This window comes from Shigella sp. SIG3, assembly GCF_053555855.1.
In genome coordinates this window covers 1-12,278 of the sequence record NZ_JBQZXE010000110.1, presented here as the reverse complement: position 1 = coordinate 12,278, position 12,278 = coordinate 1, and the positions used below count along the sequence as shown (strand labels likewise).

Sequence of the window (12,278 nt, the reverse complement as noted above, 5' to 3'; positions counted from 1 at the left end):
CTTTTTCAGTCCACATGCGATTGAGGCAAGAGTTGCGCTACTGATGCCAACATCGCCAGTCGATTGCCATTTCAAAACCTTCATAGCCAAATCTGACATTTCTTGTCTCCAATAAAAAACCGCCATCAGGCGGCATGGTGTTCTTTCAGTTCCTCAATTCGAATATTGGTTACGTCTGCATGTGCTATCTGCGCCCATATCATCCAGTGGTTATAGCAGTCGTTGATGTCCTCTGCTTCGATAACCCTGTCGAATGGCTCTCCATTCCATTCACCTGTGACTCGGAAGTGCATTTATCATCTCCATAAAACAAAACCCGCCGTAGCGAGTTCAGATAAAAGAAATCCCCGCGAGTGCGAGGATTGTTAGTTGCTATCTGCTGCTTCCTTGGTCATTACCATATCCACCCAATTTCACCAGACATGATTCTCGCAATCACTATTATCACCAAAGTGATAATCACAACTTTAACTGGCGGCATCATTCACCATCCTGCTCCGGCGGTTCTAGCAGCGGCATCCAGTGGGTTACGTCATCCAAGATATTTCCTGATAAATATGTGAAAGCTCTATATTTTTTGTAATCAATTGGACTCATTACCCAGTTCCAATATGCTGCCACTATTTGACCTTGACTAAATGCCAGTAACATTTTGGTGTCTTCCGGCATTCGCTCACTACAGCTTATCCAACCATCCGGAGTTACCGGATAGTTGCGCATTGCGACCTTTAATGCCTCATAGAAGCAACCTTTCAGATTGTTGAACTGACGCCCATTTAGCGGGCCATGTTCAGTCAGCATGTTGTGTAATTTCCATGCCGCGTCGTTTACTTCGTTGGATGACAGGGGAGGCAACTTGTAAGTTTGGCTTACAGGTTCGGCACCATGAAGCATGGCGTCGCTCCGCTCTATGCCATCCAGCGCGATTCGTAGTGCCTGAATTGTGGTAGAGCTATCGTTTGGGGCTATTCCATATCGCTCGAATACAGCTAAATGGTTGCGCATAATCTCAGGCGTAAGCTCTTTGTAAGCATAAGCGAGAGGCTCTGATGCATTATCCGGCACAACCGACGCAGGCGCGGCAGCATAAACAGGAATAACGTCCGCTTGCTCTTTATTGCTTTCATCCGTTAAAGCCCAGAATAATTTCCCGGCCGGATGTTTGAAAATATAAGCAACTGGCTCTGCTTCCAGCGATGCCAGTGCAATTCGTGCCAGTTCTTCCGCTTCTTCTGCTGGCAGTACAACGTTGCTACCAGGTCCGTATGTTTCGCGCCACTGCTTGATTGTCAGTAGTCGCTCTTTGGTAATAGTGGTCATCTCACTCTCCTTTGATGCGAATACCAGTAGCGCGGATTGCATCGATGACTTCAGAAACTTTGTATGCCATTACCGTTTGGTAATCCTCGTGAAAATCTGTTCGATGAAGCATGCTGCTACGTTCCGGGAGCAGTATTTCCCGCTCCTCCAGTTCTGCTATGCGCTTCTCTGCGGATTCCAGCTTCTCGCGCATATCGTCAACGTACTCGACCAGAGAACCGCCAGCAGGAATTTCGCACTCCTCGACCAGTTGGAAGTAGATATCAGCTGCGGCCCGTGTGTTGCTATACCTAGCGTCGCCCATCTCACCTTCACGAAGAGCATCGCGTTCGGCGGTAAGATTGGCTATTTTGCTGTCTTTGCCTTCCAGCTCAACGCGCAGCTTCCCTACCGTAAGCGCAATATCCTCGTTCTCCTGGTCGCGGCGTTTGATGTATTGCTGGTTCCTTTCCCGTTCATCCAGTAGTGCCTGCGCTACTTCAGGGTTGAAAGCTGCGATATAACGAGCGTTGTTCTCTGCGTTGTTCTGTCCATCAAAGCCGGTCCATTTGATAACGTCTTCACATCGTTTATCACCAGGTGTATGCACCGCATATGTACCAGTACCAGACGAAATAAATGCGACCCATTCACCCTGTGTTGCCAGTTGCGCCGCTTTACGCAGTGCCTGGTAATTAATTTCGCTCACTGGTTGCCTCCTTTGCTGGGCTTTCTAACTTTTGAGTGGTTGTATCAAATTCAAACAACTTAACCACGTCATCAAACAGGACATAATCACCATCAGAATCTTCAGTCATGTCAGCGCCACAATCCTGACCGCATGAGTCACAACCACCCATATCAAGCTCGTATCGCTTCAGGTTTGCGATATTTGATAAATTCAGCGCCAGTACAGCCAGGTCATAAACCTCTTCGGCAGTGACATCGCTGCTCAGTCCCATTTCATGGCGATATATGATTTTTTCTACTCGTTGTTTTGTGATTGTCATTTTTGCTCGCCTCCCTGTTCTTCCAGAAAAATACGCATAGTCTCAAGCATCTCTTCGGTGTCATACGGTGACAACTTGTCACGCAGGATGTGTTCAATGCTGTTAATGAACTTGCGGATTGCTTTGCGTTCAATTTCAGCCAGAAAAGCATCGGTTGCCGGGGTTTCAGGTTTAATGGCTTCAAGCACGGCGCGAATGACATCGGTATCGTTCTCCACCCATGACCATTCGCTTGTATCATTCCAGTCGTGGTCTATGATAGCTGTTTCATTGAATGCCTCGACTGCCGTATCCGGGATTACTTCATGATTTAAAGCTGCCTTCAGCCCCGCATTCTCCGCCGCCAGCGCCGCGCACTTGGCCTCCGCTTCAGCAAATTTACGCACCAGATATTCAGCGTTTGTTTCGTTAACCTTTAAATCACTTGGGATGCATTTACCTTTCAGAAATCCATCCATCTCAATTAGTGTCATTTGTTTCATTTCTTCCCATTCCGCCACATTGCATTCAGATATTTGTTTTGATTTACTGACGGAAAAGAATTTCTTTTAAGCAATTCCTCTCTCGATGGCATTGGCTTTACGCGTTGGCGAATAATCATTTCTGCCGGAAGAATGCCGAGATTGTATGCAAGTCCTCTCATGGTAAATTCCTCAGTCATTACTGATAGCGCCATAGCGTGAGCGGTAATTACGCAGGCGCGGGTCAATTTCAGGGAAGTGGGTATATGTGGCTTTGCGGAATGGTCGGATTGATGTCTGGTAAATTCGCTCGCGCTCTTCTTTCTCTGCAAGCCATATGCAGTGGCGAAATTCCTTTTCCTCTTTCGTTTCCTGCGGTAGCGACATTATCCGGTCGTAGTTTTTCCTGAATTTATCCAGCACCTCCGATACGGAATTGCCGGAACAGCGGCGCGGGTCATCCGCACCATACTGAGGCGCTGGCATGATTTTCTCCTGATTAAATTGCGTGAATAGCGTGACGAGGGAAGGGGAGAGTTACTGGTGCAAAGGGTATATCGTCGTCAAAATCCATCGGAGGTTCGTTGTGTTGTGCTGGTGATGATTGCTGCTGTGGCTTCTGTGATTGCCTGCTGGCTGCTTGTTGTTTGCTGTCGCCAATGCCGCCAAGCATTTGCATCACGCCATTAATTCCGACATGAACCTCGGTTGTGTAACGGTCTTGCCCTGACTGGTCTTTCCACTTTCTGGTTCTCAGCATTCCCTCGAAATAAATCTGATCACCTTTTTTCACATACTGCCCCACGACCTCAGCCAGTTTCCCGGATACAGCAACACGATGCCATTCAGTCAATTCCTTTTGCTCGCCAGTATTTTTATCTCGCCATTGTTCTGACGTGGCTATTGTCAGGTTAGCGAACGCTGTTCCTGATGGTGAGTATCGAACTTCCGGGTCTTGTCCTACCCGACCAAGGATAATCACCTTATTTACGCCTCTGCTTGCCATTTATGCCGCCTGTTTTAGTTCGTTAACTCTGATGTTCATTACCTGAACGCATTTAGCCTGCGCTTCCTCGTTGCCAGCCATTAATTGCCAGTCACGCTGATAACGCTCGATGAGTTTTTTCTTGTCAGTTTCTGTTGACGCATAATCGCTGAAGTCTTTCAGGATTTGTTCGCAGTCAACCGATGGAGATTTCTGGTTGGTATTTTCTGGTGATGGTTTGTTATCTGATGCTGGGATTGCCCATCCCGGCAGCGATGGAGGGAGCCAGTAAAATCCTGTTCCATCCTTCAGTTTTGCCCTGTGCCACCCATGCTTTTTATCGAGAGATGTTTGTGCGAAACCTTCCTCAAGGTTATACAGATACCGACCGATTCCCCACTGAACGGCAGCACGCTTCATTGCACCTGAACGACCACCTTTGACGGCTTCTACCTGCGTGTTTTCAGCAGCATCCCATTTGGTTACCCATTCGGAATCAATCCTGATTGATATGCCGCATTCAACGCCTCCGTTGTTGGGAATATCGCGGTATTCATTGCGCCATCCTGCTTTGCCGCAAACATCGTCCAGGCGTTTCATGATTGCCCGGTTCGTGACATAAGCCAGCACCATAGCCCACACTTTGCCATCGCGTGTTTTACCGCTTTGCTGTATTCGCCATTCGATATCTTCAGGGCTGAATGGCTCATCGAATTTATTCAAATCCATAAATCACCTCAGAATGGACATGGCCCAAGAAAATAACGCTGATTTAATACTTCGACTCGGGACAAATTAAGGCATACCCGCATTCCTTCGCGGTCGCCATTATGGCGATACCAGAGAGCTTTCTGGGTGTACATGCGTCTCTGTAACTTGCTCTCCTTCACTGTGGTTGCAAGTGACATGAATATCTCCTTCGTTTCCGATTAATTCTTTCATCTGACGAATGAATTCTTCGTCTGACCAGTTATCTGTAAAACTCATTTCCTGCGATACCACGGAAGGTTGATAGCTGACTTCATCGCTTTATTTGCTTCAAGCCACATTTTGGAATCACCAATAAATCTGGCTATTACTGCTTTGTTCTGTGCAGCACGAAGCATCTGGTGATTGATGGCTATTTCATTGCGCATAATAAGACATCAACTCTTTTCCATCCGTCACGTAATTTACGGGTGATTCGTTCAAGTAAAGATTCATTTAATTGGAAGGCACCCATGCGAGCGCCTCCCGCGATTGCGTAAATCATGGGTGGTTCCTTATGTTGGTTTTATTAGTAGGTTATTTTTGTTGCGAATACTTCGCCTTTTACGATGGCTGTTATGATATTTTTAGCAACATCTTCTGATGCGCCAACCTTGATAAGGTCAGCAAGTATTTTGTTATTTACTTCTTTTCGGTGAGCTTTATCCTTTGCTCTACGCTCTTCTTCGTCCTTGATTCTTTTTTCTTCTGCTATTCTGGCTTGCTCTTTTGCTTCAGCTTCGCGCCGGATTCGTTCAGCCTCCTCCTGTGCTTTTCGGCGTTCTGCTTCAATTGCCGCCTGCTTTTCTCTTTCAGCTCGTTCTGCTGCCTCTTTTGCTTCGCGCTGTGCTCGTTGCTCGGCTTCAATGCGTTCACGCTTTGCACGTTCCGCTGCGGCCTTAGCTTCTGCTTCTCGCCTTGCTGCTGCTTCAATTTCGGCTTTTGCCTTTGCTTCGGCTTCTGCTCTGGCTTTCTCTTCAGCTTCTCTTTTTAAGCGTTCTTCATGCTCTCGCTTTTCCTGCTCCGCTTTGAGTCTTGCCTCTTCTCTTTGGCGGTCAAATTCGCGATCCATCAAAATCGCTATTTCATGGTCAGACTCAATTTGCTTTGCGAGAGCTTCAGCTGCTGCCTTAGCTTCTTCTTCGGCTTTAATCCGCGCCTGTTCCTCCTCATAATCAGTAAGAGGCTGGCGCGCCTTGGCTTTCAGCTCATCAAGTCGATCATGCACTGTTTTGCGGTTGGCATCAATTAGCTTTGGAATTTCCTTCAGTTCAGCAACAAGGTCTTTGCCAAGACCATCGAGATATGTTTTCGTCTGCGCAACTTTATACGCCAGAGAAGCGATCTCCTTTCTGCCCTTTGCCGTTGTGATATCAGGCACAAAGGACATAACTTCACGTTCAACCTTTTGAAGGATTTCTTCAATCTGGTCGGCAGACTGAAATACAGTCATTGCATTTGCTTTTTCAATAACAACTAAATCTGTTACTTCACTCATATTTCCCCCGTCAAAAAAATTGCCCTCACACTGGAGGGCAAAGAAGATTTCCAATAATCAGAACAAGTCGGCTCCTGTTTAGTTACGAGCGACATTGCTCCGTGTATTCACTCGTTGGAATGAATACACAGTGCAGTGTTTATTCTGTTGCTTATTCCAAAGCAAATTTAACCATCAACAAACTCTTCTGGTAATTTATCAACCAGTTGATGACTTATTATCAGCCATTTGCCATCCTTCGTTTCGTATGCATATTTCTGGTCTTTTATCATCATGTGTTCGGCTACTGCCCTCACTGCCTGATCGGTGACATCTTCTCTCTTTCCTACCCACATTCCTTTTTCAGTGTTTAATGTTCCTTGAAAAATACGACCACTTAATAGGCTTGCGCCCATAGTTTTTACTCTCATGTATCAGTCCTCAAATAAGTGGTTTGCTGCGAAAGTAAATACGCTTAAGTTACCTGTTATTTATCCCACCAAGTTCCGTATCTATCTATCCAGTTACACCAATCATCGACACTCTATTTTGTTGTGTCGCATTTTGGCAACTGGCAAGAATATCTACCTTCTTTGTAAAGTCGGCGTTTGACTTTCTTGAGCATGGCTCACCTCAATCGTAATAAGCTGGAATTGATTTTCCGCGTTGCTTCTGGCGGCCTGAGCAAGTCACACCTATTTCACTGCGTGGCTTGCTGTACCATGTGCGCTTATTCTTGCGCTCAGTACGCTGCAGGTTGCTTTCAATCTGTTCGTGGTATTCAGCCAGCACCGTAAGGTCTATCGGATTCAGTGCGCTTTCTACTCGTGATTTCGGTTTGCGATTCAGCGAGAGAATAGGGCGGTTAACTGGTTTTGCGCTTACCCCAACTAACAGGGGATTTGCTGCTTTCCATTGAGCCTGTTTCTCTGCGCGACGTTCGCGGCGGCGTGTTTGTGCATCCATCTGGATTCTCCTGTCAGTTAGCTTTGGTGGTGTGGTGGCTGGTAGTCTAGCTCCAGCTTGTTGAGTCTCATTCGGAGGGGTATAACCGGCACCCCAGCGATTTTTCCATGCGACAACGTGCGCGTTATGGCGGCCTTATCGCCCGCGGCTCCCCATCTCGTCCACGCTATTGCTAGCGTTGGGAGCGCTTCACCGCTCAACAGTAGGTAAGCACTTGCCAGTGACTAGCTGGCTTCACCACACCCCAAAGCCTTCTGCTTTGAATGCTGCCCTTCTTCAGGGCTTATTTTTTAAGAGCCTCACCTTCATGGTGGTCAGTGCGTCCTGCTGATGGCTTAAAATTACAAGAAAGATTGTATGTTGTAAACAAGAAATATTGTGAAAAGGGGCGTGAAAAACAAACTCCATTGTTTTTAAATGAAAAATAGTTTGTTTTTGGTTATCGAGATTGAGGTGGGGATTACTGGTTGCAGGTTCCGACTACATCACCAACAAATGATTTGGTTGATGTAAGTTGTTGCATACCTGGGATATTCATTACTTTGGAGTAAAGAGCTTTTTTGTCTGTAGTGATTGACCAAGTTTCAACGGTTATTCCTCCTCCAGACTGGTATTCTCCTACCATAGTGTTCGATGACAAAGCAGTGTATTTCATCTCTGGATAGACGCCAGAAACTGATTCATAAACTGATGATTTATCGCCATTTATTGTTACGTGGAAAACGGAATCTTCCGTGCTGTCTTTTGTAAACTCGTAACGATCGCCATTCATTGACCCGTACCCGTGCAGGTTTGTGACAATCCAGCATTCAGAATTGGCGCTGGTAGTTAAGAGTATTGAGAGTAGCGCCGCAATCCTGATCATACGAATTTTACCCTCGCTTCCACGACAACACCGATAATCTTGCAGTTCCCGTTGATAGGAGTCATAGGCCATGAAGGGTTCAGGCCTTTCAGGTACTTCTGCCCGCCATCTATAACCAGTTTCTTGAATGTTGCTTCGTTCGCGTCAGTCAGTTTGGCTACAACAAGGCTTCCATTCACTGGCTCGCGTCCAGTATCTACTAACACCATATGACCTTCAGGGATGCTTTGACCTACAGGTGAGGTCATGGAATCACCTTCAACCTTCAGCCAGAATCCATCGCCTAATAAGTTAACGTCACTGTCATACCATTCATCAATGTCCTTGATATCGTAGGGTTCACAAGCTTCACACCACGAACCAGCTCTAACCATGCTAATCAATGGATATTTCCCTTTGGGTTCAACATGCCCAACAAATCTAACATTCGAATCAGAGGTGCCATTGAGCAGCCAGTCAACACTTACGCCAAGAGCTGACGCAAGTTCTGGTAAAAAGCGTGGTCGCTTAGTTTTACCGTTTTCGAGCTGCTCTATAGACTGCTGGGTAGTCCCCACCTTTTGAGCAAGTTCAGCCTGGTTAAGTCCAAGCTGAATTCTTTTGCTTTTTACCCTGGAAGAAATACTCATAAGCCACCTCTGTTATTTACCTCCAATCTTCACAAGAAAAACTGTATTTTACAAACAAGATACATTGTATGAAAATACAAGAAAGTTTGTTGATGGAGGCGATATGCAAACTCTTTCTGAACGCCTCAAGAAGAGGCGAATTGCGTTAAAAATGACGCAAACCGAACTGGCAACCAAAGCCGGTGTTAAACAGCAATCAATTCAACTGATTGAAGCTGGAGTAACCAAGCGACCGCGCTTCTTGTTTGAGATTGCTATGGCGCTTAACTGTGATCCGGTTTGGTTACAGTACGGAACTAAACGCGGAAAAGCCGCTTAAGACATTCCCGCTCTTACACATCCCAGTCCTGAAAAAGGGCATCAAATTAAACCACACCTATGGTGTATGCATTTATTTGCATACCTTCAATCAATTGTTATCTAAGGAAATACTTACATATGGTTCGTTCAAACAAACGCAACGAGGCTCTACGAATCGAGAGTGCGTTGCTTAACAAAATCGCAATGCTTGGAACTGAGAAGACAGCGGAAGCTGTGGGAGTTGATAAGTCGCAGATCAGCAGGTGGAAGAGGGACTGGATTCCAAAGTTCTCAATGCTGCTTGCTGTTCTTGAATGGGGTGTCGTTGACGACGACATGGCTCGATTGGCACGACAAGTTGCTTCGATTCTCACCAATAAAAAACGCCCGGCTGCAACCGAGCGTTCTGAACAAATCCAGATGGAATTCTGAGGTCATTACTGGATCAATCCACAGGAGTAATTATGACAAAACAACTCAGTCCTTACCAGGACAAAATTCACAAACACATACTACGTGATCGCTTCCTGTCCAGCTTCAAGCAGCCTGGTCGATTCCGGGCTGAGTTGGAAAAAGTGAAGCTGATGCAGAAGGAGAAAGGTCATGAGTAACATATCTAATCTAGCCGAAGCCAGAGAGGCCAGAAGGCTACAACAACCGCATCAAAGCAGCGGTAAGGGGTATGCCTTGCTGCACCGTAAAATTATGGATGTGCCGTTTTACAAGGACGCAGAAGCAGCGCATCTGTGGGTTCACTTAATCCTCAAAGCAAAGCATACGCCTGAGTATGTAATGACTGACGCAGGAGAAATTCTGGTAGGCAGAGGGAAGCTACTTGGCGGTAGAAACTCTCTGGCGTTTGAAACAGGACTCAAACCAGATCGCGTTCAGTACCTGCTTAGAAAGTTCAAAAAACTCGGCATGATTGACTGGGTTTCACACGGTAAATTCTCAGTTTTCTCGGTAGAGAAATATGACGATTATCAGTCAAATTTTGTACCAGCAGATTACCAGCAAATTACCACAGATAAAGAATATAATAATATTATCTCTAATACTGACGTATTAGAGAGTACCGCAGCAGACAAAAAGTCTGACAAGAAAAAACCTTCCGTTAGCTGTCAGGATGTTGTCGATGCTTACCACGAAATCCTTCCTGAAGCGCCAAAAATCCGCGCACTGAATGACAAGCGTAAAAACCAGATCCGAACGTTCTGGCGCAAAGCCGGAGTGATAACCCGCCAGCTTGACGGGCATGGGTTCACGATGCAGGACTGGAGAAATTATTTGAGCTACGTAGGCGAAAATTGCCGATGGATGTTCGAAGAGCGCCCAAACCATCAGCGCGGAACCGTCTGGCACAAAAAGGGATTTGATTTCCTGCTTAACGATAATACCTACCTGAAAGTTCGTGAGGGTGAACACGATGACCGATAATTTTTATGCGCCGCCCCATAGCATCGAGGCAGAGCAGGCGGTGATTGGTGGATTGCTTCTGGATGATGACAGCAGTGAGCGCGTCCAGAAGGTTCTGGCGATGCTGAAGCCTGATTCATTTTACAGCCGACCACACAAAATCATTTTCGAAGAAATAACCAGAATGCACCGGGAGCAAAAGCCAGTAGATGGCCTGACGCTTTTCGATGAACTGGAGCGTAAATCGTTAACGGCGTCTGTTGGCGGTTTTGCTTATATCGCTGAGATCGCAAAGAACACGCCAAGCGCCGCAAACATCGTTGCCTATGCAATGCAGGTTCGCGAAACCGCAATGGAACGCTACGCCATCAACCGCATGACTGAAGCGACGGAATTGCTCTATTCCCGCAACGGAATGACTGCGACGCAGAAGTACGAAGCTATTCAGGCGATTTTCACGCAACTGACAGACCATGCAAAAACAGGATCGCGTCGCGGCCTTCGCTCATTTGGTGAGGTCATGGAAGACTGGGTTAGCGACCTTGAGAAGCGATTTGACCCATCAGGCGAACAACGGGGAATGAGCACAGGGATCCCATCGCTGGACAGGATGCTGTCACCGAAAGGTCTGGTGAAAGGCTCTCTGTTTGTCATTGGCGCTCGACCTAAGATGGGGAAAACGACGCTATACAGCCAGATGGCAATCAACTGCGCAGTGCATGAGAAAAAGCCCGCTCTTATGTTCAGCCTTGAAATGCCAGGTGACCAGATACTGGAAAAACTGGTAGGGCAGAAGTCTGGTGTTAACCCGAATATTTTTTACCTTCCGGCGACAAATGACGCTGATGACGGCTATCAGGGTGATTACGATGGTGACTTCAACAGGGCGATCGAAACAGCCAATCGCTTGAGTGAAATCGACCTGCTTTACATCGACGACACGCCGGGATTATCTCTGGCTCAAATCGTCAGCGAAAGCCGTCGAATCAAGCGAGAAAAAGGATGTGTTGGCATGATTCTGGTCGATTACCTGACACTAATGACCGCTGAAAAGGCCGATCGCAACGACCTTGCTTACGGCATGATCACCAAAGGACTGAAGAACCTTGCCAAAGAGCTTGATTGCGTTGTTGTGCTTCTGACACAGCTTAACCGCGCACTGGAAAGCCGAACCAATAAACGCCCATTACCAAGTGACTCACGAGATACAGGGCAGATTGAACAGGATTGCGATTATTGGGTGGGGATCCATCGTGAAGGTGCTTTTGATGACAGTGTTCCACCTAGTGAAACCGAACTAATCCTTCGTCTCAATCGTCATGGCAATACCGGCACGGTGTATTGCATTCAGGCAAATGGCGCTATTTATGACACAGACCAACAGTCTGCTGAAATGCGCCGACGTGAACGCGAGGAACCGCAGTCCAAGAAGAAAGGAGGATTCTGATGACCATCTACATCACTGAGCTAATAACAGGTCTGCTGGTAATCGCAGGCCTTTTTATTTGGGGGAGAGGGAAGTCATGAAAAAGCTAACCTTTGAAATTCGATCTCCAGCACATCAGCAAAACGCTATTCACGCAGTACAGCAAATCCTTCCAGACCCAACCAAACCAATCGTAGTAACCATTCAGGAACGCAACCGCAGCTTAGACCAGAATCGAAAGCTTTGGGCTTGCCTTGGTGACGTCTCTCGTCAGGTTGAATGGCATGGTCGCTGGCTGGATGCAGAAAGCTGGAAGTGTGTGTTTACCGCAGCCTTAAAGCAGCAGGACGTTGTTCCTAACCTTGCCGGGAATGGCTTTGTGGTAATAGGCCAGTCAACCAGCAGGATGCGAGTAAGCGAATTTGCGGAGCTATTAGAGCTTATACAGGCATTCGGTACAGAACGTGGCGTTAAGTGGTCAGACGAAGCGCGACTGGCTCTGGAGTGGAAAGCAAGATGGGGAGACAGGGCGGCATGAGGCGACAGCGACGAAGTTTCACCGACATCATCTGCGAAAACTGCAAATACCTTCCAACGAAACGCTCCAGAAATAAACGCAAGCCAATCCCAAAAGAATCTGACGTAAAAACCTTCAATTACACGGCTCACCTGTGGGATATCCGGTGGCTAAGACATC

General features: G+C 46.8%; 23 protein-coding genes. 7 read left to right on the top strand and 16 right to left on the bottom strand.

Going from position 1 to position 12,278, the window contains the following annotated elements; translation table 11 throughout:
* Positions 1-125: 125 nt before the first annotated feature.
* The 16 genes from ACUU1I_RS16540 to ACUU1I_RS16465 form a co-directional block, all read right to left on the bottom strand.
* Positions 126-293: a hypothetical protein gene (locus ACUU1I_RS16540; protein ID WP_086167097.1), complete on the bottom strand. Its 168-nt coding sequence runs from the start codon at positions 291-293 to the stop codon at positions 126-128.
* A gap of 187 nt (positions 294-480) precedes the next feature.
* Positions 481-1,320, bottom strand: a complete 840-nt coding sequence (locus tag ACUU1I_RS16535; RefSeq protein WP_000208039.1) for a DUF551 domain-containing protein — start codon at positions 1,318-1,320, stop codon at positions 481-483.
* 1 nt (position 1,321) lies between these two features.
* Positions 1,322-2,008 carry an ead/Ea22-like family protein gene (locus ACUU1I_RS16530; protein ID WP_152030611.1) on the bottom strand — a complete coding sequence of 229 codons (687 nt, stop codon included), beginning with the start codon at positions 2,006-2,008 and terminating at the stop codon, positions 1,322-1,324.
* The gene (locus tag ACUU1I_RS16525) at positions 1,995-2,309 is read right to left on the bottom strand and encodes a hypothetical protein (protein WP_152030610.1); all 315 of its coding nucleotides are present in this window, start codon (positions 2,307-2,309) and stop codon (positions 1,995-1,997) included. The genes ACUU1I_RS16530 and ACUU1I_RS16525 overlap by 14 nt, the downstream gene beginning before the upstream one ends.
* Positions 2,306-2,791: a hypothetical protein gene (locus ACUU1I_RS16520; RefSeq protein WP_152030609.1), complete on the bottom strand. Its 486-nt coding sequence runs from the start codon at positions 2,789-2,791 to the stop codon at positions 2,306-2,308. Before ACUU1I_RS16520 ends, ACUU1I_RS16525 begins: the two co-directional genes overlap by 4 nt.
* A complete protein-coding gene (locus tag ACUU1I_RS16515; protein ID WP_152030608.1) occupies positions 2,788-2,952 on the bottom strand; it encodes a DUF2737 family protein in 165 nt (54 codons plus the stop codon). Before ACUU1I_RS16515 ends, ACUU1I_RS16520 begins: the two co-directional genes overlap by 4 nt.
* Before the next feature lie 10 nt (positions 2,953-2,962).
* Positions 2,963-3,256: a phage anti-RecBCD protein gene (locus tag ACUU1I_RS16510; protein ID WP_001111335.1), complete on the bottom strand. Its 294-nt coding sequence runs from the start codon at positions 3,254-3,256 to the stop codon at positions 2,963-2,965.
* 13 nt (positions 3,257-3,269) lie between these two features.
* Positions 3,270-3,776 (bottom strand): single-stranded DNA-binding protein, encoded by a 507-nt coding sequence (gene ssb, locus ACUU1I_RS16505; protein WP_000168274.1) that lies wholly within the window; start codon positions 3,774-3,776, stop codon positions 3,270-3,272.
* Entirely contained in the window at positions 3,777-4,484 is a 708-nt protein-coding gene (locus ACUU1I_RS16500; RefSeq protein WP_001609780.1) for a Rad52/Rad22 family DNA repair protein, read from the bottom strand.
* 254 nt (positions 4,485-4,738) lie between these two features.
* Positions 4,739-4,891 (bottom strand): host cell division inhibitory peptide Kil, encoded by a 153-nt coding sequence (gene kil, locus ACUU1I_RS16495; RefSeq protein WP_001243355.1) that lies wholly within the window; start codon positions 4,889-4,891, stop codon positions 4,739-4,741.
* A complete protein-coding gene (locus ACUU1I_RS16490) occupies positions 4,876-5,007 on the bottom strand; it encodes a protease FtsH-inhibitory lysogeny factor CIII (protein ID WP_152030607.1) in 132 nt (43 codons plus the stop codon). The genes kil and ACUU1I_RS16490 overlap by 16 nt, the downstream gene beginning before the upstream one ends.
* Before the next feature lie 24 nt (positions 5,008-5,031).
* Positions 5,032-6,000 (bottom strand): cell envelope biogenesis protein TolA, encoded by a 969-nt coding sequence (locus ACUU1I_RS16485; RefSeq protein ID WP_152030606.1) that lies wholly within the window; start codon positions 5,998-6,000, stop codon positions 5,032-5,034.
* A 167-nt stretch (positions 6,001-6,167) separates the two neighbouring features.
* Complete coding sequence (locus ACUU1I_RS16480) at positions 6,168-6,410, bottom strand: DUF7446 family protein (protein ID WP_152030605.1); 243 nt, start codon at positions 6,408-6,410, stop codon at positions 6,168-6,170.
* Positions 6,411-6,612: 202 nt separating this feature from the next.
* Positions 6,613-6,945 (bottom strand): antitermination protein N, encoded by a 333-nt coding sequence (locus ACUU1I_RS16475; protein ID WP_152030604.1) that lies wholly within the window; start codon positions 6,943-6,945, stop codon positions 6,613-6,615.
* Between the two features lie 460 nt (positions 6,946-7,405).
* Positions 7,406-7,717 carry a hypothetical protein gene (locus ACUU1I_RS16470; RefSeq protein ID WP_001379071.1) on the bottom strand — a complete coding sequence of 104 codons (312 nt, stop codon included), beginning with the start codon at positions 7,715-7,717 and terminating at the stop codon, positions 7,406-7,408.
* An 89-nt stretch (positions 7,718-7,806) separates the two neighbouring features.
* On the bottom strand, positions 7,807-8,439 hold the full coding sequence (locus ACUU1I_RS16465; protein ID WP_000028392.1) for a LexA family protein: 633 nt from the start codon (positions 8,437-8,439) through the stop codon (positions 7,807-7,809).
* Between the two features lie 103 nt (positions 8,440-8,542).
* Here ACUU1I_RS16465 and ACUU1I_RS16460 point away from each other — a divergent pair, with 103 nt between their 5' ends.
* From ACUU1I_RS16460 to ACUU1I_RS16430, 7 genes are all read left to right on the top strand, one after another.
* On the top strand, positions 8,543-8,758 hold the full coding sequence (locus ACUU1I_RS16460) for a helix-turn-helix domain-containing protein (RefSeq protein ID WP_001194218.1): 216 nt from the start codon (positions 8,543-8,545) through the stop codon (positions 8,756-8,758).
* A 119-nt stretch (positions 8,759-8,877) separates the two neighbouring features.
* Positions 8,878-9,171, top strand: a complete 294-nt coding sequence (locus ACUU1I_RS16455) for a lambda phage CII family protein (RefSeq protein ID WP_449144859.1) — start codon at positions 8,878-8,880, stop codon at positions 9,169-9,171.
* Positions 9,172-9,203: 32 nt separating this feature from the next.
* The gene (locus ACUU1I_RS16450; RefSeq protein ID WP_000166207.1) at positions 9,204-9,350 is read left to right on the top strand and encodes a DUF2740 family protein; all 147 of its coding nucleotides are present in this window, start codon (positions 9,204-9,206) and stop codon (positions 9,348-9,350) included.
* Complete coding sequence (locus tag ACUU1I_RS16445) at positions 9,343-10,176, top strand: hypothetical protein (protein ID WP_032354801.1); 834 nt, start codon at positions 9,343-9,345, stop codon at positions 10,174-10,176. The genes ACUU1I_RS16450 and ACUU1I_RS16445 overlap by 8 nt, the downstream gene beginning before the upstream one ends.
* Entirely contained in the window at positions 10,166-11,602 is a 1,437-nt protein-coding gene (locus ACUU1I_RS16440) for a DnaB-like helicase C-terminal domain-containing protein (RefSeq protein WP_152066665.1), read from the top strand. Before ACUU1I_RS16445 ends, ACUU1I_RS16440 begins: the two co-directional genes overlap by 11 nt.
* Before the next feature lie 76 nt (positions 11,603-11,678).
* Positions 11,679-12,119 carry a recombination protein NinB gene (locus ACUU1I_RS16435; RefSeq protein WP_000736913.1) on the top strand — a complete coding sequence of 147 codons (441 nt, stop codon included), beginning with the start codon at positions 11,679-11,681 and terminating at the stop codon, positions 12,117-12,119.
* Positions 12,116-12,278 (top strand): NinE family protein (locus ACUU1I_RS16430; RefSeq protein ID WP_024255911.1); only part of this gene is annotated, 163 nt, incomplete at its 3' end. The genes ACUU1I_RS16435 and ACUU1I_RS16430, both read left to right, overlap by 4 nt.